17 protein-coding genes, 1 tRNA gene and 1 pseudogene are annotated in these 22143 nt (G+C 64.0%); 15 read left to right on the top strand and 4 right to left on the bottom strand.

Features of this window, described 5'->3' with window-relative positions:
• Positions 1 to 28 precede the first annotated feature (28 nt).
• The gene (locus NCS28_RS29465) at positions 29 to 1378 is read right to left on the bottom strand and encodes an NAD(P)/FAD-dependent oxidoreductase (RefSeq protein ID WP_250517324.1); all 1350 of its coding nucleotides are present in this window, start codon (positions 1376 to 1378) and stop codon (positions 29 to 31) included.
• Between the two features lie 114 nt (positions 1379 to 1492).
• On the opposite strand from NCS28_RS29465, the pseudogene NCS28_RS29460 reads away from it, so the two are divergent.
• Positions 1493 to 2425 (top strand): annotated as a pseudogene (locus NCS28_RS29460) (LysR family transcriptional regulator); the annotation flags it as partial.
• A 17-nt stretch (positions 2426 to 2442) separates the two neighbouring features.
• Here NCS28_RS29460 and NCS28_RS29455 read toward each other — a convergent pair.
• Positions 2443 to 2527 (bottom strand) — tRNA-Leu (locus NCS28_RS29455).
• 116 nt (positions 2528 to 2643) lie between these two features.
• Here NCS28_RS29455 and NCS28_RS29450 point away from each other — a divergent pair.
• Entirely contained in the window at positions 2644 to 3852 is a 1209-nt protein-coding gene (locus NCS28_RS29450; RefSeq protein WP_250517323.1) for a mechanosensitive ion channel family protein, read from the top strand.
• 6 nt (positions 3853 to 3858) lie between these two features.
• Here the strand turns inward: NCS28_RS29450 and NCS28_RS29445 are convergent, their stop codons facing one another.
• Entirely contained in the window at positions 3859 to 4821 is a 963-nt protein-coding gene (locus tag NCS28_RS29445; RefSeq protein ID WP_250517322.1) for a LysR family transcriptional regulator, read from the bottom strand.
• A 96-nt stretch (positions 4822 to 4917) separates the two neighbouring features.
• On the opposite strand from NCS28_RS29445, the gene NCS28_RS29440 reads away from it, so the two are divergent.
• On the top strand, positions 4918 to 6945 hold the full coding sequence (locus tag NCS28_RS29440; protein WP_250517321.1) for an oxidoreductase: 2028 nt from the start codon (positions 4918 to 4920) through the stop codon (positions 6943 to 6945).
• A 63-nt stretch (positions 6946 to 7008) separates the two neighbouring features.
• Entirely contained in the window at positions 7009 to 8586 is a 1578-nt protein-coding gene (locus NCS28_RS29435) for an ABC transporter substrate-binding protein (RefSeq protein WP_250517320.1), read from the top strand.
• A 33-nt stretch (positions 8587 to 8619) separates the two neighbouring features.
• Here the strand turns inward: NCS28_RS29435 and NCS28_RS29430 are convergent, their stop codons facing one another.
• A complete protein-coding gene (locus NCS28_RS29430; protein ID WP_250517319.1) occupies positions 8620 to 9492 on the bottom strand; it encodes a GNAT family N-acetyltransferase in 873 nt (290 codons plus the stop codon).
• A 247-nt stretch (positions 9493 to 9739) separates the two neighbouring features.
• On the opposite strand from NCS28_RS29430, the gene NCS28_RS29425 reads away from it, so the two are divergent.
• From NCS28_RS29425 to NCS28_RS29375, 11 genes are all read left to right on the top strand, one after another.
• On the top strand, positions 9740 to 11218 hold the full coding sequence (locus NCS28_RS29425; RefSeq protein WP_250517360.1) for an aldehyde dehydrogenase family protein: 1479 nt from the start codon (positions 9740 to 9742) through the stop codon (positions 11216 to 11218).
• A gap of 208 nt (positions 11219 to 11426) precedes the next feature.
• Positions 11427 to 12095 carry a haloacid dehalogenase type II gene (locus NCS28_RS29420; RefSeq protein WP_250517318.1) on the top strand — a complete coding sequence of 223 codons (669 nt, stop codon included), beginning with the start codon at positions 11427 to 11429 and terminating at the stop codon, positions 12093 to 12095.
• A 37-nt stretch (positions 12096 to 12132) separates the two neighbouring features.
• Positions 12133 to 13407 carry an NAD(P)/FAD-dependent oxidoreductase gene (locus NCS28_RS29415; protein ID WP_250517317.1) on the top strand — a complete coding sequence of 425 codons (1275 nt, stop codon included), beginning with the start codon at positions 12133 to 12135 and terminating at the stop codon, positions 13405 to 13407.
• A 49-nt stretch (positions 13408 to 13456) separates the two neighbouring features.
• Complete coding sequence (locus tag NCS28_RS29410; protein WP_250517316.1) at positions 13457 to 15079, top strand: ABC transporter substrate-binding protein; 1623 nt, start codon at positions 13457 to 13459, stop codon at positions 15077 to 15079.
• Positions 15080 to 15160: 81 nt separating this feature from the next.
• The gene (locus NCS28_RS29405; protein WP_250517315.1) at positions 15161 to 16117 is read left to right on the top strand and encodes an ABC transporter permease; all 957 of its coding nucleotides are present in this window, start codon (positions 15161 to 15163) and stop codon (positions 16115 to 16117) included.
• Positions 16114 to 17046 carry an ABC transporter permease gene (locus tag NCS28_RS29400; protein ID WP_250517314.1) on the top strand — a complete coding sequence of 311 codons (933 nt, stop codon included), beginning with the start codon at positions 16114 to 16116 and terminating at the stop codon, positions 17044 to 17046. Before NCS28_RS29405 ends, NCS28_RS29400 begins: the two co-directional genes overlap by 4 nt.
• Positions 17043 to 18899 (top strand): ABC transporter ATP-binding protein, encoded by a 1857-nt coding sequence (locus NCS28_RS29395; RefSeq protein ID WP_250517313.1) that lies wholly within the window; start codon positions 17043 to 17045, stop codon positions 18897 to 18899. Before NCS28_RS29400 ends, NCS28_RS29395 begins: the two co-directional genes overlap by 4 nt.
• Complete coding sequence (locus NCS28_RS29390; RefSeq protein WP_250517312.1) at positions 18896 to 19210, top strand: (2Fe-2S)-binding protein; 315 nt, start codon at positions 18896 to 18898, stop codon at positions 19208 to 19210. The genes NCS28_RS29395 and NCS28_RS29390 overlap by 4 nt, the downstream gene beginning before the upstream one ends.
• Complete coding sequence (locus NCS28_RS29385) at positions 19195 to 20583, top strand: FAD/NAD(P)-dependent oxidoreductase (RefSeq protein ID WP_250517311.1); 1389 nt, start codon at positions 19195 to 19197, stop codon at positions 20581 to 20583. The genes NCS28_RS29390 and NCS28_RS29385 overlap by 16 nt, the downstream gene beginning before the upstream one ends.
• Positions 20580 to 21749 carry an NAD(P)/FAD-dependent oxidoreductase gene (locus tag NCS28_RS29380; RefSeq protein WP_250517310.1) on the top strand — a complete coding sequence of 390 codons (1170 nt, stop codon included), beginning with the start codon at positions 20580 to 20582 and terminating at the stop codon, positions 21747 to 21749. Before NCS28_RS29385 ends, NCS28_RS29380 begins: the two co-directional genes overlap by 4 nt.
• Positions 21746 to 22138, top strand: coding sequence for a helix-turn-helix domain-containing protein (locus NCS28_RS29375; RefSeq protein ID WP_250517309.1), 393 nt, complete (start codon positions 21746 to 21748; stop codon positions 22136 to 22138). Before NCS28_RS29380 ends, NCS28_RS29375 begins: the two co-directional genes overlap by 4 nt.
• Positions 22139 to 22143: the final 5 nt, after the last annotated feature.

Here is a 22143-nt window from a genome sequence, read left to right as displayed (position 1 = left end):
GGGAATGCCGGGCGCCGAACCCATCGCGTCAATTCAGCTTTACCGTAGGCCGCACGCGTTCACGCAGCCATTGGCTCGCCGCGTACATCACGGCGCGTTTGACGCCCGTCAGCCCCATGATGTGCCGGCGATAGAGATGCCGGTAGCACGACGCCGCAAACCATCCGTCGATGAAAACCGGCTGCCGCAGCAGTTCGCTCATCAGCGCGCCCGCCGCGCCCGCGCGTCCGAAGGAAATGAGCGTGCCCTGATCGCGATACGAGAACAGCGGCACGGCGCGACCGTCGAGGCGGCGCGCGAGGGCATCGGCGAGATAGACGGCCTGCTGCCACGCGGCCTGCGCGCGCGGCGGCACGAGCGCCTCGCCTTTCGATGCGGCGCACGCGGCGCAGTCGCCCATCGCATAGATGCCCGAGCCGGGTTCGACCTGCAGCGTTCCATCCACGATGACCTGTCCGAGCCTGTTCAACGGCAGTCCTTCGAACGTGCGCAACACGGGCGGACCTTCCACGCCCGCAGCCCAGATCGTGATGTCGCTCGCGAGCGTTTCACCGTCCACGGTCGATACGGCATTCGCGTCGACCGCGCGCACACGGCAGCCGAGTCGCACTTCGACGCCGAGTCCGCCGAGCACGTCCTGAGCGCGCGCCGAGATGCGTTCGGGCAGCGCGGGCAGCACGCGCGCCGCGCCTTCCAGCAGACGGATGCGGATGTCACGGGCCGGATCGAGCGACGCGAGGTGATAGTCGCGCAGCATCTCGGCCGAGCCACGCAACGCGGCGGCCAGTTCGACGCCGGTCGCGCCGCCGCCGATCACCGTCACCGAGACGGGCGTCGCGACGGCGGTGGGCGTCGCTTGCCGTGCGTGACTCGAACGCAGCAGGCTCGACAGCAGACGCCGCCTGAACATTTCCGCCTGCTCCACCGTCTCGAGCGTCAACGCATGCCGTTCCGCGCCCGGAATCGAAAAGAAGTTCGTGACGCTGCCGAGCGCGAGCACGAGCGTATCGAAGGCGAGCGTTCTCTTCGGCAGCAGCGGACGCCCGTCGATATCGGTCGTCTCGTCGATGACGATCTCGCGGCGGCCGCGATCGATGCTCGCAAGCGCGCCCTGCTCGAAGCGGAAGTGATTCCACTTCGCGTGCGCGGCGTAATCGATCTGATGGCTCGATGCGTCGATCTGGCCTGACGCGACTTCATGCAGAAGCGGCTTCCAGAAGTGCGTCGGGAAACGGTCGATGAGGATCACTTCGGCGCGGCGCCGCTTGCCGACGCCATTGCCCAGACGCGTCGCGAGCTCCAGCCCGGCGGCCCCGCCGCCCACGACGACGATGCGATGGGGCGAATCGACCTGCTGTTGCGCATACGGATTCAACATCGTGGACCTCCCGGGAGTGCTGTTGGATGCTTGACGACCTCGTTGGAAAAAATATAAGGTCGCGAAAACATTTGCGCTATTTACTATTTATCGCCGACTCATAAGTTTTTACTAATGTTAAAGACCACGACCTTCCGCCAGTTGCGCACGTTGCAGACCGTTGCGCGCGTGGGCAGCATCTCGGGCGCCGCCGATGAACTGCATCTCACGCAGCCGGCGGTATCGCTACAGATTTCGCTACTGGGCGAGGCGGCGGGCACGCCGCTGTTGCGCAGGGTAGGGCGTGAAGTGCAACTCACGGCCGCGGGCGAGGTGATGGCGCGTTATGCGAACGAGATCCTGAGTCTCTGGAACGAGGCTGGCGAAGAAGTGGCCGCGCTGCGCGGCGAACTGGGCGGCACGTTGCGTATCGGCGCGATCACGACGGCGGAATATCTCGTGCCGCCGCTTCTCGTGCGCTTCACGAAAGAGCGGCCCGGCGTGAAGCTGCAGTTTCGTATCGGTAATCGCGACGACATCGTGCGCATGCTTGCGACGAATGAAATCGATCTCGCGATCATGGGACGGCAACCGCGCGAATTGCGCACGAACGCGGCGGCTTTCGCGAAGCATCCGATGGCGTTCGTCGCTGCGCCGTCGCATCCGCTGATGAAAGCGAAGCGCCTGAGTCTGACCGATCTCGAATCGGCGAATCTGCTCGTGAGGGAGCGCGGCTCGGGTACGCGTGTCGCAATCGAAGCGCTTTTCAAGGAAGCGGGATTGAAGCTGCATGCCGCATCGGAGCTGTCGAGCAACGAGGCGATCAAGCAGCTCGTCGAAGCGGGACTCGGCGTCGCGTTTCTGTCGCTGCATGCGTGTGCGCTGGAGATGCAGGCGGGCTTGCTCGCGACGCTGCCCGTGCCATCGACGCCGATCGAGCGGGCGTGGCATGTGGTGCATATGTCGGAGCGGCGTCTGCCTCAGGTCGCCAATGCGTTCAGGGAGTTTTTGATGCAGTCGGGTGAGGCCGTGGCGGGGCTGACGGCGCCGCCGGAGATGAAGGCGCGTTCGGGACGCAATGCGACTGGTGCCCAGGGCGGGACTCGAACCCGCACGCCTCGCGGCGCTACCCCCTCAAGATAGTGCGTCTACCAATTCCGCCACCTGGGCAAGGGGACCGAATTGTAGCCAAAAAATCTGGAAATGCGAAGGGCCTTTTCAGCCCGGCGCCGCTACTACAATAGCCGGCAGTGCAAGTTTTCGCTTCGCCCACATCGGGAGCGTCCATGTTCGGCAACACCTTGCGTTTCGAAGTCGGACCGGACTGGCAAGTCCACGTCGCCACCGAGAGCTGGCTCGTCGCGACGCTGCTCGTAGCCGCGCTGCTGCTCGCGATTCTGCTGGCGAGCGTGATCTGCTATTACGTGACGCGCTCGATCATGCTTCTGATCGTCGGCCGGCTCGCGCGCAAGGAAGGGCGCAAGTGGCTGATCGCGGCGGAGCGGCATCGCGTGTTTCATCGGCTCGCGCCGCTCGTGCCCGCGGCAATCGTCTATGCGTCGGCGCCGTTGCTATCAGGCCTCACGTTCCCGATCATTCCCGCGCTCGGCCATCCATTGGCCATCCTCGCGGCCTGCTACATGGTCTACACGCTCGTGCGCGCGGCGCTCGCGTTGCGTGACAGCATCGACGAGCGATACAGCCACTTTCCGTCCGCGAGCGAACGGCCCATCAAGAGCTTTCTGCAGATCGCGACCATCGTCGTGTATCTGGTCGCGCTGATCGCGGTCGTGTCGCTGCTGCTGGAACGTTCGCCGGTTTATCTGCTCACCGGGCTATCGGCCGTCACGGCGCTGCTCATCATCATCTTTCGCGATTCGCTGCTGGGCTTCGTCGCCAGCATTCAGCTCGCGGCCTACGACATGCTGCGCGTGGGCGACTGGATCGAAGTGCCGGGATATGTCGCCGATGGCATCGTGGTCGACATCGCGCTCAACACGATCAAGGTGCGCAACTTCGACAACACGATCGTCATGCTGCCGAGCCAGCTTCTTCTGACCAACAGCGTGAAGAACTGGCGCGGCATGATCGCGTCCGGCGGGCGGCGTCTGCGGCACGCGATTCACTTCGACGTAGACACGATCCGCTTTCCCGACGATGCCTTGCTCGCGCGTCTGCGCGCATCATTCGAACGACCGCTCGCCATATCCGACGACGAGCGCCGCACGAATCTCGGCCTCTACAGGCTCTATCTCGGCGAATATTTCCGTGAGCATCCGGCCGTGCGCCGCGACATGCCGCTCGTGATTCGTCACGTGCAGTCGACGGCGCCCGTCGTCGCGCTGGAGATCTGCGTGTTTATCGACGAGATACGTTGGGAGCGCTACGAAAGCCTGCAATCGGACATGCTCGATCACGCGTATGGCGTCGTGCCGCTGTTCGGCCTGCGCTGCTGGCAGCGCGAGCGGGAGCGCGCGTCGTCGGCGGCGTCATGAAGATAATCAGAGCGTGCTCGTATGATCGACGCGATGCTTGGGCACTGCTCTCAAGGTAGCGAGCACGTGCCGCGCGTCGTCGAGTTCCTTCTTCATTTCGTCGATGAGCCACTGCGCCACCGCGCGCGTGCTCTCCGACGGATTCGACGAGCGATATTCCAGCACGTAATTGCAGCCCGTTTCAATATAACGATCCCACGCGGGAATCACTTTGCCCTCGTTGAGCGGCGCCGCGACCGCGAGCAGCCAGCCGAGCACGACGCCCTGGCCGAGCATCGCGCATTGCACGGCGAGTCCGGGGTCCGTGTGATGCACTGCTTCGCCTATGCCCTTGTCGGAGAGTCCCGTCGCCCGATGAAAATCCGCCCATGAAAGCGTGGTCACGTCGAGATGAATGTAGGCGTGACCTTCCGCACTCTTCGGCGCGTCGAGCGGACCCGACTGCAACAGATAGTTCGGACTACAGACAGGAACGATGATCTCCGGACACAGCAGAAGCGGGTTGTTGTCAGAGCCCGGACCATGCAGCCGGATGCCGAGGTCCGCATCTTCGAGCGGTCCGTACAGGCGTCCCGCCATCACCTGCAAGCGCAGATTGATGCAAGGGAAAACACGGCGAAATTCGGCGTAACGCGGCAGAAGCCACAACGCAGCGAAACCGCTTGCAAGCGACAGCGTGACGATCTCGCCTTGCGCGTGATCGCGCTTGAGTTCCTCGATGGTGTCGCCGATCTGCCCGAAGCCGGCGGCGACGGCATGCTGCAATGTCGCACCGCGATCGGTCAGGGTTAGCCCTAGCTTCGTGCGCTCGAAGAGCCTGAAGCCGAGCGCGTCTTCAAGCCGCGCCACCATGCGGCTCACCGCGACGGGCGTCACGTTGAGTTCGCCGGCCGCCTTGGTGAAACTCAAGAGCCGCGCGGATGTTTCGAAGACGAGCAGTGCCTGAAGCGAAGGAAGTCGCAGACTCATACAACACCATGTTATGGGGCATGCATCGATTTGTAATTTGACGGCGCATATTGACCTCCTTACCTTGAGTGCGACGTCCACTTCATCTGGCAGGCCATGACTACCGCTTCGTCGGACCCGTTGCTTCAGCCGTTCACCCTCAGGCATCTCGTGTTCAAGAATCGCGTGATGAGCACGAGTCACGCAAGCCGTCTGACGCGCGACGAATTCCCGCAGGAGGTCTATCAACGGTATCACGAGGAAAAGGCGAAAGGGGGTATCGCGCTGACGATGTTCGGTGGATCGTCGAACGTGAGTCTCGATAGTCCGAACACGTTTCAGCAGATCAACGTCGCGACCGATGCCGTGGTGCCGCATCTGCGCCGCTTTTCCGATCGCATCCATACGCACGGCGCGGCGCTGATGTGCCAGATCACGCATCTCGGGCGGCGTGGCGATGCGTACACGGAACCGTGGCTGCCGATGATCGCGCCATCGGCCGTGCGCGAAACGCTGCATCGCGCCATGCCGCAGGCGATCCACGACGCGGACATCAAACGCGTGGTCAGCGACTTCGGCCTCGCGGCGAAGCGTTGCCGCGACGGCGGGCTCGACGGCATCGAAACACATGCGGGCGGTCATCTCATCGGCCAGTTCATGGACCCGACCGTGAATCTGCGCACCGACAAATACGGCGGCTCGACGGCGAATCGCGTGCGCTTTGCGATCGAGGTGCACGAGGAGATCCGCAAGCAAGTAGGTGATGATTTCATCGTCGGTTTTCGGTTCGCGCTCGAAGACGGATGCAGCTTCGAGGAAGGGCTGGAGATGTCGCGCATTCTTCAGAGCACGGGCCTCTTCGATTTCTTCAACGTCACGTTCGGGCGCATGGACACGAAGATGTCGCTCGCGGTCAATTCCATGCCGGGGATGTTCGTGCCGTCCGCGCCGTGGCTGCCGAAAGCGGCCGCGTTCAAGCGCGCAGTGGATCTGCCCGTACTCCATGCGGCGAAGATCGCCGATCTCGCCACCGCGCGCTATGCGATCCGCGAAGGCCTGCTCGATATGGTCGGCATGACGCGCGCGCATATCGCGGAGCCGCATCTCGTGAGGCTCGTCGAAGCGGGCAAGGAGGATGAAGCGCGGCCGTGCGTGGGCGCATCGTTCTGCCGCAATTTTCGCGCGACGTGCATCCATAATCCGGCGACATCGCGCGAGACGTATCTCACGCATGACATACCCGAAGCCGCGCGCAAGAAGCGCGTGCTCATCGTCGGCGCGGGACCGGCGGGCCTCGAAGCCGCGCGCATCTGCGCGACGCGCGGCCATCATGTCACCGTGCTCGAAGCGAACTCGGCGGCGGGCGGACAGATGCTGCTGGCGGCCTCGGGAAGCTGGCGGCGCGATCTCATCGGCATCGTCGACTGGCGCGTCGCGCAGCTCGAAAAGCTCGGCGTCGACGTGCGCTATAACCACTACGCCGAATTGAGCGACGTGCTCGATCATGGCGCGGATGTCGTCATCATCGCGACGGGCGGTCTGCCGAATCTCGATGCGCTGCCGGGCGGCGAACTCTGCAAGTCCGTATTCGATGCACTCACCGAAACGCCGCCGCGCGCAGGCAGCGTGCTCGTGTACGACGGCACGGGCCGGCACAACGCGTATCTGTGCGCGGAGCGTTATGTCGATGCGGGCCTCGATGTATCACTTGCGCTCATCGACGGCATGCCGGCGCAGGAAACCGGCGGACGTGGCGACGATCAGGTGTGGATGCGCAATATTGCGCGCTGGGACGTGCCCGTGCGCACGAACATCGAGCTGATCGAAGTGAGCGCGTCCGATAACGGCAAACGCCGGGCCGTGTTCCGTCATCATCTGACGAACGATCTCGTGGAGATGGAAGCGGATCATGTCGTCGTCGAGCGCGGCATGCTCGCGGTCGAGGATCTGTTCGAGGCGACGCGCATGTATTCCGTCAACGACGGCTACACCGATCTCGAAGCGTTCGCCACGGGCAAGCCTCAGCCCGAAGTGCAAGAGGGCGAAGAAGGGCAGTTCCATCTGTTCCGCATCGGCGACGCGAGCGCGTCGCGCGACATTCATACGGCCATCTACGACGCCTACAGGCTATGCCTCGCGCTGTGAAGACCCGTTGCATCGCATCCGCCATAACATCCGCCATAACGACATGACCGAGCGAGGCTGACCATGACATTGCCGAAGGAACTCGTAGTCGCCGATCCTGGCCGCCGCAAGGCGATGAAGACGCTGGCCGCAGCAGGCGCGGCGACGCTCGTCCTGCCGGGCGCATCGTCGCTCGCGCTCGCCGCGACGGAGCCTGCGCCGCAACGCGGCGGACGCATACGCGTGGCGCTGGCGAACCAGTCGTTGATGGATTCGCTCGATCCCGCGAAGGGCACGCATACCGGCGACTATTCGCGCGCGTACATGTTCTATAGCGGCCTCACCGAACTCGACGCCGACTTCAAGACGCAGAACGCGCTCGCGGAAAAGCTCGAATCCGACGACTTCGTGAAGTGGACCGTCACGCTGCGGCCCAACGTGCATTTCCACGATGGCAAGCCGCTCACCTCCGACGATGTCGTTTTCTCGCTGATGCGCCACAAGGATCCGGCGACGGCCTCGAAGGCGAAGTCGATCGTCGACGGCATCAGCTCGGTGAAGGCGGCCGGGCCGTCGAAGGTCGAGATCACGCTGGCCGAACCGAACGTCGATCTTCCCGCGTTGTTGGCAATCCCGCATCTCGTGATCGTCGCCGCGAACACGACGGACTTCTCCAAAGGCATCGGCACGGGTCCGTTCATATGCAAGGAGTTCACGCCGGCGCAGCGCTGCGTCGGCGCGCGCAATCCGAACTTCTGGAAGCCGGGGCGTCCGTATCTCGACGAAGTGGAGATCATCGGCATCGGCGACGACGCGGCGCGCACCAATGCCTTGCTCGCGGGCGACGTGCAGCTCATCTCGCCGCTGCCCGCGCGCGATGTCGATCGCGTCAAGCAGACGGGCAAGGTGACGGTGCTCGAAAGCCCGTCGCAACTTTACTCCGACCTCGCGTTGCGGCAGGACATGTTGCCGACGAAGAGCCCGGACTTCAACGAAGGCATCAAGTATCTGCACGACCGGCAGCGCATCGTAAACGTGATGCTGCGCGGCCACGGCACGCTCGCCAACGATCATCCGGTGCCGGAGTGGCATCCGTACTTCATGAAGGGATTGCCGCAACGCGCGTTCGATCCGGACAAGGCGCAGTTCCACTTCAAGAAGGCCGGCACGCCGGGCGCGCGCGCGGAGATCATCGCGCCGCCATCGGTCGAGACCGCGCTCGATTCCGCCATGATGATTCAGCAGGCCGCGAAGCAGGCGGGCGTCGATATCAATGTGCGCCGCGTGCCCGCCGACGGTTACTGGACGACATACTGGATGAAGTACCCGATGACCTACGGCTCTATCCTGCCGCGCCCGACGCTCGATTTACTGTACACGCAGTTCTTCCGTTCGAACGCGAACTGGAACGAGTCGGCATGGAAGAACGAGCAGTTCGATCAACTGTTGATGCAGGCGCGCCGCGAGCGCGACGAAGCGAAGCGCAAGCAGATGTACGGCGACATGCAGACCATCATCTACGAGAAGAACAGCCTCGTGATTCCAGCGTTCATCAACTTCATCGATGCGCAGAGTTCGACCTTGCGTGGATTGAAAGGCACGCCCTCGGGACGCGTGATGGGTTATCGGTTCGCGGAGTTCGCGTGGCTCGCGAAGGCGTGAACACCATTCCAGCCGATGTCTACGCGCAAGCGATCACCATACCGCCTGGCTCGTCAGCGCGAACTGCGTGAGCGTGGCATCGGTGGACGGCGCGCCGTTCAACGCCATCTGCTCGATGGTATCGACGAGCGGCAGCCCGAGTCCTTCGAGCCACGACGAAAGCCCGTATCGCAAGGGCGTATCGACGCGCACGAACATGCCCGCGTTCAGCGCGAGCCAGTAGCTGATCAGCGCCTTCGCGCGGCTCTGGTCCGGCGATTCGGGCGCGATCACGGGGCCGATCACATGTCCGTCGCCGAAACGCCGGAAGAGCGCGAAGCCGATCAGCTCGCCGTCGCGATCGAGTGCGATGCCGCTCGCGACATCGAGCAATTGCGGAACAAGCGCCGTGCGATCCAGCCCGCTCGCGCGCGATGCCAGTCCGGCGAGACGCGGCGTGTCCTTTGCGCCGATCGGCCGCAGCCGCTCGCCCGGCGGCAGCGAAACGAGCGGCGGCTGAAACGCCGCGCCCTGATGCTGATGAATCGTGTCGATGCGCGTGAAGCCGCGTTGCTCGCACAGCGGCCGGCCTTCGTTCGATGCATGAATCAAGAGCGTGCGCGAACCGAGCTTCGCGATCAGCCGGTCGAGCAGCCCGCCTCCGATGCCTTGCCGCTGACGTTCCGGCGACACGATGAACATGCCGAGCGTCGCGGCATTCGCGCCGAATTGAAATGCGAGCGCCGTGCCGACGAGCGTGCCTGTCCGATCGATTGCGGCGAAGCCTTCGCCGATACGCGCCGCGAAGCGCCAATCTTCCGCGCGATGCCGCCATTTGACGGACGCCGACAGCGCGTGCGCCGCGGGAATATCGTCGAGCGTGAAAGCCCGGTATTCGACCACATCGTTATTGCTCGAGTCGGGCACGCCGGCCTCCTGACCTTGAAGACATTTATCGCAACTTTGACATCGCGGCGCGCGCATGGCTAGGACGATCTTCCTGTCCCGCATGGTGCATGGACCGGTGTTCGTGGTGCAACGCAAAACGGCGGGTTACGGGCGCAAGAACGCGCATGCTGTGCTGTATCGGCAATTTTGTCGGCGAAATATGCCGGGTCTCCGGTCCTACCATGAAGCCATGTCAACGCAACATCACGGAAGAGGACTCACGCATATGGACCGGTTCGATCCTGCCAGCATCGTCATCAGGAGCGGGCACTTCATCGGCGGCGAATTGATCGACGCGGGCGCGTCGCGCATCGAGGTCGCGCGGCCGTCGGACGGCGTCGTGTATGCATCGGTGCCCGTCGCCGCTGACGCGATGATCGACTACGCCGTGCAGAACGCATACGGTGCGTTCAAAAAGAGCGACTGGGCGCGCCGCGCGCCACGCGAACGCGCGCGCGTATTGCGCAAATTCGCCGATCTCGTCGCCGCCGATGCCGCCACACTCGCGCCGCTCGAAGCGCTCGGCTCGACGCGCCCCGTGCGCGATGCGTACAACTGGGACGTGCCGTTCACCGCCGAAAGCATCCGCTTCTATGCGGAGTTCGCCGACAAGATCGGCGGCGATGTCGCGGCCACCGATCACCGGCATCTGGGCATGACGATCGCCGAGCCGTACGGCGTGATCGGCGCGATCGCACCGTGGAATTTTCCGCTCGTGATGGGCGTATGGAAAACCGCGCCCGCGCTCGCGGCGGGCAACGCGGTGGTGCTCAAGCCTTCGGAGATGACGCCGTTTTCCGCGCTGCGCCTCGCCGAGCTCGCACTCGAAGCGGGCGTGCCGCCGGGCATCTTCAACGTCGTTCAGGGCGACGGCCGCACGACCGGCGATGCGCTCGTGCGTCATCCGCGCATCGGCAAAGTGACGTTCACCGGATCAACGCGCACCGGCGCCGCGATCATGGCCGCGTGCGCGGAAACCGGCACGAAGCCGGTCACGCTGGAACTGGGCGGCAAGAGCCCGCAGATCGTATTCGCCGATGCACCGCGCATCGATGAAGTGGCGCGGCGCATCGCGGGCGCGATCACGGGAAACGCGGGACAAGTGTGCGTCGCGGGTTCACGGCTGCTCGTGCAGCGCGCGCTCGCCGACGAGCTGACCGATCGCATCGCGCAGGCCTTCAGCGAGCTCAAGGCGGGCGCGACATGGGCGGCGGGCACGACCTTGCCGCCGATCGTCTCCGAGCCGCAGGCGCAACGTATCGATGCGATCGTTCAACGCAGCATCGCGGGCGGCGCGAGCTTGCGTTGCGGCGGCAAGCGCGCGGATGCGGCGACGCCGGGCGCGTTCTATGCGCCGACCTTGTTATGCGATGTCACGCAGGACAACGACGCCGTGCGCAGCGAAATCTTCGGCCCGGTGCTCACCGTGCAGTCGTTCGATACGGAAGAAGAAGCGCTCGAACTCGCCGCGCATCCGGACTACGGTCTCGCCGCTGGCGTGCATACGGCCGACATCGGGCGTGCGCTGCGCATGGTGCGCGGCATCGAGGCGGGCACCGTCTGGGTGAACCGCTACGGCCGCACGAGCGATTTCGTGCTGCCGACGGGCGGCTACAAGCGCTCGGGCATCGGCAAGGATCTCGGGCGGCAGGCTTATGAAGCGAATTTACGCTTGAAGACCGTGCTCATCGATACGGAAGGATGACGCGCACGGAACATGCACGATCGTGCGAAAAGGACGCCGCATTTTGTGCTGTGGCGATGCCTCAAAACGCATGACTTATGTCGCCGCAAGGCACGCATTCGACGCCCTCAGTCATTTTTGCACTGTTTAAATTTTCCTCAACACATCGCTGTTCCTTGTTTTCACCACTGAACTCAGGACGGGTTCATCACACGACAGGACTGACACCATGATCGATTTCGAGCCGAAGTACATCACGTTCGACTGCTACGGCACGCTGACGAAATTCCGCATGGCCGATATGGCCCGCGAGATGTACGCCGACCGCCTGCAAGGCGACGACCTCGAGCAGTTCGTCAAGTTCTTCGCGGGCTATCGCCGCGATGAAGTGCTCGGCGCGTGGAAGCCGTATCGCGACGTGATCGTCAATTCGGTGCGCCGCGCGTGCGCACGCATGAACGTCGCGTTCGACGAAGCGGAAGCCGAAAAGTATTACCTCGCGGTGCCGACGTGGGGCCCGCATCCCGACGTGCCGGAAGGTCTCTCGCGTCTTGCCACGAAGTACAAGCTCGTGATTCTGTCGAACGCATCGAACGATCAGATTCAGAGCAACGTAGACAAGCTCGGCGCGCCGTTTCATCGCGTGTTCACGGCGCAGCAGGCGCAGTCGTACAAGCCGCGCATGCAGGGCTTCGAATACATGTTCGACCAGTTGAACTGCAATCCGGAAGACGTGTTGCACGTATCGTCGAGCCTGCGCTACGACCTGATGACCGCGCACGACATGGGCATCAAGCACAAGGCGTTCGTGAAGCGCGGCCATGAGCCGGGCACGCCGTACTACGAGTATTACGAAGTGGACACCATCGGCGATCTCGCCACGCAACTCGGTCTTTGACCCACGCCATACACGCCACTTCACGCGAGCAATGCCGATGAAACTCGACTCCTACTGGCTCGACACCACGCCCGCGACGATCTCGACGTGCGAAGGCCCGGCGGACGGCCAGGCCGATGTCGCCGTGATCGGCGGCGGGTTCACGGGCTTGTCGGCGGCGCTCGCGTTGGGCAAGCGGGGCGCGAGCGTCGTCGTGCTCGACGCCGGGCGCATGGGCGGCGGCGCGTCGGGGCGCAACGGCGGTCAGTGCAACACGGGCGTCGCGCAGGACTATGCGGCGCTGCGCGCGCAACTGGGCGTCGAACGTGCGCAAGGATGCTATCGCGCGTATGCGGCGGCGGTGGACACCGTGGAGCGTTTGATTCGCGAAGAGAACATCGATTGCGACTATCTCGCGTCGGGCAAGCTGAAGCTCGCCGCGAAGCCGCATCATGTCGAACACATTGCGAAGACCGCCGAGCTGATCCGGCGTGAAGTCGATGCGGACATCGATCTGCTCGATCGCGAACAGGTCCGCAATGAAGTGCAATCCGATGCCTTTCACGGCGGCTTGCTGCAACGTCATGGCGGTCAGATGCATATGGGCAAGTTCGCCGCCGGACTTGCAAACGCCGCAGTCAGGCAAGGCGCGCGTCTCTACGAGCACGCGGAAGTCACGGCGATCACGAAGGAAGACGGCGCATATCGAATCGATTCGAAGCGCGGCACGTTGCGCGCGAAGCAAGTGCTGATCGCGACGGGCCCTTCGAAACACGGTCCGTTCTCGTGGTATCGGCGAAGACTCGCGCCGGTCGGTTCCTTCATCATCGTGACGGAGCCGTTGCCCGCGCATCGTTTGCAAGAACTGCTGCCGAACCGGCGCTCGTACACGACGAGCCGCCTGATGCACAACTATTTCCGCGTCACGCCCGATGCGCGTCTCTTGCTCGGCGGGCGCGCGCGTTTCACCGCGTCCGAACGTCCATCGGATGCGAAGAGCGGACGCATTCTGCAGGCGAATCTCGCAGCGATTTTCCCGAGCCTGGCTAACGTGCGCATCGACTATTGCTGGGGCGGTCTCGTCGATATCACAGCCGACCGTCTGCCGCGCGCGGGCCAGCACGACGGCATCTATTTCTCGATGGGCTATAGCGGCCACGGCACGCAGATGTCGACGCACATGGGCCAGATCATGGCCGACGTGATGAACGGCAACGCCGATGCGAATCCGTGGCGCGAGTTCGACTGGCCCGCGATTCCGGGTCATACGGGCAAGCCGTGGTTTCTGCCGCTCGTCGGCGCGTACTACTCGATCAAAGACGTTTTCTATTGAGCAGCCGCAAAGCTGCCGTATATCCATAGCCCCTCACGCGGAGAAGTCCATGAGCATCGATCGAACGCCTGAAGCACTTGCCCATGCCGATGCCGGCAAACGGCTCGAAGAACTGACGCGCCGTGGCGCGTCGCGGCGCAACGTCCTTCGCGCGATGGCCGCGGGCGGCTTGCTCTCGATGACAGGCGCGGGGCTTCTCACGGCGAGCGGCGCGGCGCTTGCGCAGGCCAAGCCGAAGCAGGGCGGACGCATCCGCGTGGCGACGCAGTCGTCGTCGGCCGCGGATACGCTCGATCCCGCCAAGGGCGCGCTCGGCACCGACTACGCCCGCGCGTTCATGTTCTATAGCGGCTTGACCGAACTCGACAATCATCTCGGCGCGAAGATGGCGCTCGCCGAATCGCTCGAAACGAAAGACGCGACCGTGTGGGTCGTGAAGCTGCGCAGCGGCGTGCAGTTCCACGACGGTAAATCGCTCGCGCCTCAGGATGTCGTCTATTCGCTGATGCGCCATAAAGACCCGGCGGTCGCATCGAAGGCGAAGACGCTCGCCGATCAGTTCAAGGAGGTCAAGGCGACCGGCCCGAACGAACTGACCATCACGCTGACGGGCGCGAACGCGGACCTGCCGGTGATTCTCGCGGACTCGCATTTCCTCATCATCAAGGACGGCACGACGGACTTCAAGACGGCTGTCGGCACGGGCCCGTTCAAGCTGAAGGAGTTCGCGCCTGGCGTGCGCACCGTGGGCGTGCGCAACGAAAAGTACTGGAAGCCGGGCATGCCGCATCTCGACGAAGTGGAACTCATCGGCATCGCGGATGAACCCGCGCGCGTGAATGCGCTCATGTCGGGCGACGTGCACCTCATCAATGCGGTGAGCGCGCGTTCGACCGAGCGCATCAAGGGCACGCCGGGATTCGCGGTGCTGGAAACGAAGACGGGCCAGTACACCGACCTCATCATGCGCGACGATGGCGGTATCACGGGCAACGCGGATTTCCGTCGCGGCATGACGTACCTGATGGACCGCGATCAGATGCGCAAGACGATCTTCCGCGGCTATGGCGCGATCGGCAACGATCAGCCGATCGATCCGAGCAACAAGTACTACATGTCGGGCCTACCCCAACGCGCGTTCGATCCCGACAAGGCCAAGTTCCACTTCCAGAAGGCGAAGGTCGGCAACACGCCGATCCAGTTGTACGCATCGCCGGCGGCGGAAGGCTCCGTCGAAATGGCCGTGTTGATGCAGCAGGTCGCGCCACAGGCCGGCATCAATCTGCAAGTGGTGCGCGTGCCGTCCGACGGCTATTGGTCGAATCACTGGATGAAGCATCCGCTCGGCTTCGGCAACATCAACGCGCGCCCGAGCGCGGACGTGATCTTCACGCAGTTCTTCAAGTCCGATGCGCCGTGGAACGAAGCGAACTGGAAGAGCACGCAGTTCGATCAGATGCTCGTCGCCGCGCGCGGCGAACCGGACGATGCGAAGCGCAAGAAGATCTACGGCGACATGCAGGAGCTCGTGCATACGGATGGCGGAATCGGCATTCCGATGTTCCAGAGCTCGCTCGATGCGCACACCACGAAACTCAAGGGACTCGGCGGCATTCCGCTCGCGGGTCTGATGGGCTGGATGTTCGCGGAGAACGTATGGCTCGAGGCTTGAGCATGCTTTGACACGGGACGCGCTTCGTTTGCAAAGCGGCGGCGCGCGAAGTCAACCCTTCAGAACGAGAGGCGATATCCGATGAAAGTTCATGCGCAACGACTCGTCGCCGCGCGCCTCGGCCTCGCGGTGCTCACGCTGTTCATCGTGTCGATGGTGGTGTTCGGCATCACCGGCCTCTTGCCGGGCGATGCCGCGCAGCAGGCGCTCGGCCAGGCGGCGACGCCCGAGCAGGTGGCGGCGCTGCGGCATCAGTTCGGCCTCGATCAACCCGCGGTCACGCGCTATCTGCAATGGCTCGTGCATGTGGTGACGGGCAACTTCGGCACGTCGCTGTCGAACAATCTGCCGGTCAGCGAATTGATCGCCACGCGTCTGCCGAATTCGCTCGTGCTCGCGGGATTGACCGCTCTCGTGTCCGTGCCGCTCGCGCTCGTGATCGGCATTGCATCTGCGATGTATCGCGGCTCGCTCGTCGATCGCGTGCTCAACGTGCTCACGCTGTCGACGGTCGCCGTGCCCGAGTTTCTCGTCGCGACCATCGCCGTTCTGATCTTCGCGGTGAAGCTGCGCTGGCTGCCGGCGTTGTCGTATCTGTCGGATGTGTCGTCGTTCGGCGGGCTGTTGCGCACGTATGCGATGCCGGTGATGACGCTCTGCTGCGTGATCGTCGCGCAGATGGCGCGCATGACGCGCGCGGCGGTGCTCGACCAACTGAACGCATCGTATGTGGAAATGGCCCTGCTGAAGGGCGCAACGCCCATGCGTGTCGTATTGCGTCATGTGTTGCCGAACACCATCGGGCCCATCGCCAACGCTGTCGCGCTGTCGCTGTCGTATCTGTTCGGCGGCGTGGTGATCGTCGAATCGATCTTCAACTATCCCGGCCTCGCGAGCCTGATGGTCGATGCCGTCACCAATCGCGACATGCCGCTCGTACAAGGCTGCGTGATGGTCTTCTGCGCGGCCTATCTCGCGCTCGTGCTCATTGCCGATCTGGCTCAGATCGTCTCCAACCCGAGGCTGCGTCAACGATGAACCGGAACGTCTCTTCTCACGCCACGACCGTGCTATACGAACAGCCTCCCGCCGACGCGCCGCAGGAACAGGCGCCCGTCGTCGTCAAACGCAGTGTGCGAAAGCGCCTCGTCGATCGCTTTTCGGTGCTGGGCCTTATCGGTCTTTTCATCGTCGTGTTCTGGCTCGCGGTCGCGTTCATCGGCCCGGTCATCGCGCCGTATAAAGGCGGTGCGTTCACGTCGACGGAAGTCTTCGGCTCGTATAGCGTGGCGCATCTGCTCGGCACCGACTATCTCGGCCGCGACATGCTGAGCCGCATTCTCTACGGCACGCAATACACGGTGGGCCTCGCGCTTGCATCGACGGTGGCGGCGAGCGTCATCGGCACGTTCTTCGGCCTCGTTGCGGCCGTGTCGGGGCGCTGGGTCGATGAAGTGCTGAGCCGCCTCTTCGACGCGCTCATCTCGATCCCGAGCAAGATACTCGCGCTCGTCGTAATTGCGGCGTTCGGCTCATCCATTCCGATGCTGATGATGGTCGCCGCGCTCGCCTACATCCCCGGCGCGTTCCGCATTTCGCGCTCGCTCGCGGTGAACATCATGACGCTCGAATATGTGCAGGTGGCGAAGGCGCGCGGCGAGAAGCTCTTCTATATCGCGCGCGTGGAAGTGCTGCCCAACATGATTCACCCGATGCTCGCGGATTTCGGCCTGCGCTTCGTGTTCATCGTACTGTTGCTCTCGGGCCTGAGCTTTCTCGGCCTCGGCGTGCAGCCGCCGAACGCGGATTGGGGCTCGCTCGTGCGCGAGAACATCGGCGGGCTGTCGGAAGGCGCGCCCGCGGTGCTGATGCCCGCGGTGGCGATCGCGACGCTGACCGTCGGCGTGAATCTGCTCATCGACAGCTTGCGTCGTCATGGCGCGCGTTCGCATGGAGGCGCCCAATGAACACGACAACGAGCACGAACATGATCGAAGTGAAGGGCTTGCGCGTCATCGCGGGCGTGGCGCCCGATCCGGTCGTCGAGATCGTGAGGGGTGTCGACTTCACGGTGAAGAAGGGCGAAGTGCTCGCGCTGATCGGCGAGTCGGGTTCAGGCAAGACGACCATCGCGCTCGCGCTGCTCGGCTATGCGCGCGGCGGATGCGCGATCGCGGGCGGCTCGGTAAGGATCGGCGATACCGATGTCTTGTCGCTCGATGCCAGAGGCCGTCGCGCATTGCGTGCGCGCACGGTCGCGTATGTCGCACAGAGCGCATCGGCGGGCTTCAATCCGGCGCGCACGATCATCGATCAGGTTATCGAGCCCGCGCTGCTGCACAAGTTGCTGACGCCCGCCGCCGCGCGTGAAAAAGCGATCGGTCTCTTTCGTTCGCTGGCGTTGCCGGATCCCGAGACCATCGGCGATCGTTATCCGCATCAGGTGTCGGGCGGTCAGTTGCAGCGGCTCATGGCGGCGATGGCGTTGATCACCGATCCCGCCGTCGTCGTGTTCGATGAACCGACCACCGCGCTCGACGTGACCACGCAGATCGAAGTGCTCGCGGCATTCAAGGGCGTGGTGCGCGAACTCGGCACGACAGCCGTGTACGTGTCGCACGATCTGGCGGTCGTCGCCCAGATGGCGGACCGCATCGTCGTATTGAACGGCGGGCGCGTGCGCGAGAACGGCACGACCGCGCAGGTGCTCGATGCGCCCGCCGACGACTACACGCGTCAACTGCTTGCCGCGACGCGCCGTCCTGATGCGCAGCTCACGATGCCCGATGAACCGCGCGATGTCCCGCTGCTCGAAATACGCAACCTGAGCGCGGGCTATGGCCGGATCGATGCGAACGGCGTGCCCGCCGTGCGGGTGCTCGACGACGTGAGCCTGAAGATCGCGCGCGGCAGCACGCTCGGTGTGATCGGCGAATCGGGCTCGGGCAAGACGACGCTCGCGCGCGTGATCGCGGGCCTCGTCGATCGCGCGCACGGCGACGTGCTGCTCGACGGCAAGTCCTTGCCCGCGAAGCTCTCGGAGCGCACGCTGGAGCAGTATCGCCGCGTGCAGATCGTGTTTCAGAACGCCGATACGGCGCTGAACCCGAGCCGAACCATCGCCGATATTCTCGCGCGGCCGATGAATTTCTATCACGGCTTGCGCGGCGCGGCCGCGCAAAAGCGCATGCTCGAACTGCTCGATCTGGTGAAGCTGCCCGCATCGATCGCGAAGCGTCAGCCGGGCGGTTTGTCGGGCGGACAGAAGCAGCGCGTGAATCTCGCGCGTGCGCTCGCCGCGAATCCCGAACTCATTCTCTGCGATGAAGTGACGTCCGCGCTCGATACGGTCGTCGGTGCGGCGATCCTCGATCTGCTTGCCGAGTTGCGCCGCGAACTGAACGTGTCGTACATGTTCATCAGCCACGACATCTCGACGGTGCGCGCCATCTGCGACGAAGTGATCGTGCTCTATGCGGGCCAGTGCGTCGAAGCGGGCCAGCGCGATGCGCTTTCGCATCCGCCATATCACCCTTATACGGGCTTGCTGGTCGATTCGGTGCCCGCGCTGCGTCCCGGCTGGCTCGATTCGCGTCGCGCGATGGCGCTAGGCGCGTTGCCCGCGCTCGGTCCCGAAAGCGATGTGCCCGAGCTGTGCAGTTTCCGTTCGCGTTGCGCGGCGCGTATCGACGGCAAATGCAATGTGACGCCGCCATCGAGAAAGACCTTGCCATCGGGCGCGGAGATTCTGTGTCATCACAATGCCGACGATCTCGCGCGCATTCAGTCGATGCAATCGATGGACACGGTGACGGCATGAGCGGACGTTTCGTGAGAGTCGCTGAGAAAGGGCGCAGAACGTTCGAGATCGTCATCGACGGCCGACGCGCGCTCGCATCCGTCGGGGACACGCTGATGGTCGCGCTGCTCACTTCGCAGGAAGACTTGCGCGATTCCGAATTCGGCGACGGCCGACGTGCGGGCTTCTGCGTGATGGGCGCATGCCAGGACTGCTGGGTGTGGACCGAAACCGGCGAGCGTATGCGCGCGTGCACGACGCCGGCGGTCGAAGGCATGTCGATCGTCACGCGTCTCTCGCAAGCCGAGGAGGGCGTATGGCCGCGACCGTGATCGTGATCGGGGCGGGACCGGCGGGCGTGCGAGCCGCAGAGGCGCTGGTCGAAGCGGGCCTGCGTCCCGTAGTGATCGATGAAGGCAGGCGCGACGGCGGGCAGATCTATCGTCGTCAGCCGGAAGGATTCACGCGCACGTACGACGCTTTGTACGGCACCGAGGCGCAGCGCGCGCGTGCGTTGCACGAAGCGTTCGATGCATTGCGCCCGCACATCGACTATGTGCCCGATACGCTCGTGTGGAACGTGGCGCCGAACGCGGTGCATGTCGTGAGCGGCACGCGTCATCGCGAGCTTGCGTTCGATGCGCTCGTCATTTGCAGCGGCGCGACCGATCGCGTGATGCCCGTACCCGGCTGGCATCGCGCGGGAACGTATAGCCTCGGCGGTGCGCAAGTTGCGTTGAAATCGCAGGGCTGCGCGATCGGGTCGCGCGTCGTGATGATGGGCACAGGTCCGCTGCTTTATCTCGTCGCCGCGCAATACGTGAAGGCGGGCGCGACGGTGAGCGCGGTGCTCGATACATCGACGTTCGCGCAACGTCTGCACGCATTGCCTAAGCTGATCGCGATTCCATCGACGTTGAAGAAAGGCATCGCGTTGATGCGAGTGCTCAAGGATGCGCGCGTGCCCGTTCATCGCGGCATTACGCCGGTCGAGATTCGCGGCACGCCTGAGCGTGGCGTTCAAAGCGTGCGCGTCACGCTCGCCGATAACACGGCGCTCGAAGTCGAATGCGATGCCGTCGCGCTCGGTTATCACTTGCGTTCCGAAACGCAACTCGCCGATCTCGCGGGCTGCGAATTCCGTTTCGATCATGCGTTGCAACAGTGGCTTCCTGTCGCCGATGAAGACGGCCGAAGCAATGTAAGCGGCGTCTATCTCGCAGGCGATGGCGCGCGCGTACGCGGTGCCGATGCCGCCGAACGCGCGGGGCGGCTCGCGGCGCTCGCGGCATTGAAAGACATCGGCATGACCTGCAACGAAGATGAAGCCCACAAGTTGCGCATGCAACTCAACCGCTTCACGCGTTTCGCGGCGGGCTTGCGTACCGCATTCCCATGGCCCGCGCGATTCGCCGCCACGCTGCCGGATGAAACCATCGTGTGCCGCTGTGAAGCGATCACCGCGGGCGAACTGAGACGCGTCGTGAACGACATGGGCGCGAAGGAAGCGAATCGCGCGAAGGCATTCTCGCGCGTCGGCATGGGCCGATGCCAGGGCCGCTTCTGCGCGCATGCGGGCGCGGAAGTCATCGCGGCCGAAGCACGCGTGCCGCTCGAAGCGGTCGGCCGCCTGCGCGGGCAAGCGCCCGTCAAACCTTTACCAATGGCGCTCGCGCCGCACGAGGACATGGAGACGAGCGAATGACCCAACGCGCCGATGTGATCGTGATCGGCGGCGGCATCGTCGGCACGTCGACCGCTTTCTTTTTGCGCCGGCGCAAGCGTTCGGTGATTCTGCTCGAACGCGGTCTGACGGGACAGCAGGCGAGCGGCGTGAACTTCGGCGGCGTGCGTCGCCAAGGCCGCGCGCTCGAACAACTTGCGATGTCGAATCGTGCGCTCGATACGTGGCGGCGTTCGCGCGAATTGCTCGGCGAAGACATCGAGTTTCTGCCATCAGGGCATACGCGCGTGTGCTATCACGCGCACGACGCGGAATACTTTCAACGCTATGCCGCCCATGCGCGCGCCTATGGCCTCGACCTCGAAGTGCTGGACGGCGCAGCGTTGTTCAAGCGCTTTCCTTTTCTCGGCCGCGATGTGCTCGCCGCATCGATATCGCCGCTCGATGGCCACGCGAACCCGCGTCTCGCCGCGCCTGCGTTCGGCCGCGCGGCGGCACGGCTCGGCGCGCACATCGCCGAAAACACGGACGTGGTGCGCATCGAGAAAGAAGCGGGTGGCTTTCGCGTGGAAAGCGCAACGGGCGACGTGTATCGCGCGGAGCAAGTGCTGATCTGCGCGGGCGCGTGGGCCAATGCGCTTTCGACGCAATTCGGCGAGCCCGTGCCGCTCACCGCACGCGGTCCGCAAATGGCCGTGACCGAACCCGTGCCCTACGTGTTCCAGTTTTCGATGGGCGTGTACACCTCGATCAAGGAAGAGAGCGTGTATTTCCGGCAGATTCCGCGCGGCAATATCGTGCTGGGTGGCGGTCCTCCCGGTCCCGCCGATGCAGGCGCGCGACGCGCATCGGTGCTTCCCGCGAACACGGTTTCGCAGATGGCGCAGTTCCGCCGCATGGTGCCCGCGATGCGTCCGCTGCATGTGATTCGCGTATGGAGCGGCGTGGAAAGTTATCTGCCGGATTCGGAGCCGGTGATCGGTCCGAGTTCGACAACCGATGGCCTGTTCTATGCGTTCGGTTTCAGCGGATCGGGCTTTCAGATCGGACCGGGCGTCGGCGAAACGCTCGCCGAATTGATTGATAGCGGCAGCACGCCCATCGATCTCACATCGTTTTCCATCAGACGATTTCAGCGCGCATCGTCGACGCACGCCGAGTCGGTCACCTCCGAGACTTCGCCATGAGCCAAGCCAATCTCGTCGACGCGCTCGCTTATATCGAAGCCAATTTCGACAAGACCGTGAGTCTTGCGCAACTCGCGGATTTATCGGCGCTGAGCGTATCGCGTTTCGCGACCGTGTTTCGCGAGCAGTTCGGGCTTTCGCCCTACAAGTACCTGTGCGAGCTGCGTGTGCAACGCGCGCAGACCTTGCTGCTCGCGGGTGTGCCGGGGTCGGTCGTCGCGACGGAAGTCGGCTTCTTCGATCAGAGTCATCTCGCGCGGCACTTCAAGCGCTTATGCGGCGTGACGCCGAGTGTTTTCGTCGAGCGCGCGCGGATGAAAGGCATGTCGAAGCGCGTCGCGCAAAGTCAGCCGCAGGTATTCGCTTTTGACAGTGCGCATGTCGCTTGACGCTC

Source organism: Caballeronia sp. INDeC2 (genome assembly GCF_023631325.1).
GTDB lineage: Bacteria > Pseudomonadota > Gammaproteobacteria > Burkholderiales > Burkholderiaceae > Caballeronia.
The sequence above is the reverse complement of the archived record's forward strand: the minus strand, read 5'-3'. Positions and strand labels throughout refer to the sequence as shown.

What these genes read in the sequence shown, in the direction of transcription:
- NCS28_RS29465 (WP_250517324.1), bottom strand. Translation starts at nt 1,378, where the DNA reads ATGTTGAATCCGTATGCGCAACAGCAGGTCGATTCGCCCCATCGCATC.
- NCS28_RS29450 (WP_250517323.1), top strand. Translation starts at nt 2,644, where the DNA reads ATGTTCGGCAACACCTTGCGTTTCGAAGTCGGACCGGACTGGCAAGTC.
- NCS28_RS29445 (WP_250517322.1), bottom strand. Translation starts at nt 4,821, where the DNA reads ATGAGTCTGCGACTTCCTTCGCTTCAGGCACTGCTCGTCTTCGAAACA.
- NCS28_RS29440 (WP_250517321.1), top strand. Translation starts at nt 4,918, where the DNA reads ATGACTACCGCTTCGTCGGACCCGTTGCTTCAGCCGTTCACCCTCAGG.
- NCS28_RS29435 (WP_250517320.1), top strand. Translation starts at nt 7,009, where the DNA reads ATGACATTGCCGAAGGAACTCGTAGTCGCCGATCCTGGCCGCCGCAAG.
- NCS28_RS29425 (WP_250517360.1), top strand. Translation starts at nt 9,740, where the DNA reads ATGGACCGGTTCGATCCTGCCAGCATCGTCATCAGGAGCGGGCACTTC.
- NCS28_RS29420 (WP_250517318.1), top strand. Translation starts at nt 11,427, where the DNA reads ATGATCGATTTCGAGCCGAAGTACATCACGTTCGACTGCTACGGCACG.
- NCS28_RS29415 (WP_250517317.1), top strand. Translation starts at nt 12,133, where the DNA reads ATGAAACTCGACTCCTACTGGCTCGACACCACGCCCGCGACGATCTCG.
- NCS28_RS29410 (WP_250517316.1), top strand. Translation starts at nt 13,457, where the DNA reads ATGAGCATCGATCGAACGCCTGAAGCACTTGCCCATGCCGATGCCGGC.
- NCS28_RS29405 (WP_250517315.1), top strand. Translation starts at nt 15,161, where the DNA reads ATGAAAGTTCATGCGCAACGACTCGTCGCCGCGCGCCTCGGCCTCGCG.
- NCS28_RS29400 (WP_250517314.1), top strand. Translation starts at nt 16,114, where the DNA reads ATGAACCGGAACGTCTCTTCTCACGCCACGACCGTGCTATACGAACAG.
- NCS28_RS29395 (WP_250517313.1), top strand. Translation starts at nt 17,043, where the DNA reads ATGAACACGACAACGAGCACGAACATGATCGAAGTGAAGGGCTTGCGC.
- NCS28_RS29390 (WP_250517312.1), top strand. Translation starts at nt 18,896, where the DNA reads ATGAGCGGACGTTTCGTGAGAGTCGCTGAGAAAGGGCGCAGAACGTTC.
- NCS28_RS29385 (WP_250517311.1), top strand. Translation starts at nt 19,195, where the DNA reads ATGGCCGCGACCGTGATCGTGATCGGGGCGGGACCGGCGGGCGTGCGA.
- NCS28_RS29380 (WP_250517310.1), top strand. Translation starts at nt 20,580, where the DNA reads ATGACCCAACGCGCCGATGTGATCGTGATCGGCGGCGGCATCGTCGGC.
- NCS28_RS29375 (WP_250517309.1), top strand. Translation starts at nt 21,746, where the DNA reads ATGAGCCAAGCCAATCTCGTCGACGCGCTCGCTTATATCGAAGCCAAT.